The 1,194-nt window shown below is 62.5% G+C and carries 1 protein-coding gene; it reads right to left on the bottom strand.

The genetic code is table 11. The features are described 5' to 3' along the window. Positions 1-10: 10 nt before the first annotated feature. The gene (locus tag AC3WN8_RS30090; RefSeq protein ID WP_492673214.1) at positions 11-958 is read right to left on the bottom strand and encodes an IS110 family transposase; all 948 of its coding nucleotides are present in this window, start codon (positions 956-958) and stop codon (positions 11-13) included. Positions 959-1,194: the final 236 nt, after the last annotated feature.

Below are 1,194 nucleotides of genomic sequence, written 5' to 3'. Positions count from 1 at the left end.
CGTCATCAACTCAGATGCTGGCGAGCTGATCACGAAGCTTAGCGTTAGCGATGATGATGAGTTTGCGCATGGTTGCGACGAGGGCGACGATGGGTTTTTTGCCGTTGGATATGAGGCGGTGATAGAAGGCCTTGAGGGTTGGATTGTGGCGGACGGCTGAGAGAGCGGCCATGAAGAGGATGCGCTTGATCTCGGGCCTGCCGCCTTTTGTGCGGCGATATCCGTCGAAGATGCCGCTTTTCCTGGGATGAGGTGCGAGACCGGCGAGGCTTGCGGTCTGTTTGCGATCGAGAGTGCCGAGTTCGGGCATGAAGGCGATGAGTGCGGCGACTGAGGTGGCGCCGAAGCCCTGGATGGTCTGCAGGGTGCGCGCGGCGGTGGCGAGCGAGTTTGACGAGCGGATGAGCGTGTCGATCTTGGCTTCGATGCTGGCGATGGCCTGCTTATGGCTATCGAGCAGGATGCGCAGTTCATCGGCGACGGGAGCGGCACAGGGTGCCCCCAGGCGATTGGAGCAGGCGACACGTGCCTGGACCAGATCTCCACGGGTGGAGACGAGGGTATGGAGGGTTTCGCGATCCTTCTCGCGGGGTTGCCAGCGGATCAGGCGATCGTGTCGCTCCTGGCCGTAGCGGGCAAGCGCGCGGGCATCGATCGCATCGGTCTTGGCCAGGGTCCCGAAGGAGCGGATGAACGCTTTGACCTTGCGGGCATCGGCGCGGTGGATGGCATGGCCGGCCCGGATGACGGCATCGAGAAGCACTGCTTCATAGCCACCGGTCGCCTCGCAGATCACCAGGCATCCCGGATCGAGCGTGGTGGCAAAGGCGGAGAGCGCCTTTGGCGTATTGGAGATATCGACGACCGCATCGGTGGCGCTGTCGAAGACGGTGATGTTGGCTTTGCCGACGTCGCAGCCGACAAAGCGGGTGGGTGCATCGATGGTCAGATCGGTCATGATCGGCTATCCTTGCAGCGGCTTGCGATTGTCTACGGGCGTCTAACGAGGGGCCCTGGCAACTCATCAAGCGTCTAAGGGAAGCGGACAGCCGACCACGATGACGGCGGGCGAAAGCCCCATTGCGAGACGGCCCGACTGTCCGCGCCCGGAGCTGGGTGGCCACCCAGCTCCGGGCATCCCGACAATGCGGAACATCCCTGTCATACGCTATCTTCAACAGACAATTGCGAGCG

This window comes from Sphingobium sp. FW305-3-2-15-F-TSA7 (assembly GCF_058787155.1).
This window is presented reverse-complemented; position numbering and strand designations above follow the sequence as displayed.

What these genes read in the sequence shown, in the direction of transcription:
- AC3WN8_RS30090 (WP_492673214.1), bottom strand. Translation starts at nt 958, where the DNA reads ATGACCGATCTGACCATCGATGCACCCACCCGCTTTGTCGGCTGCGAC.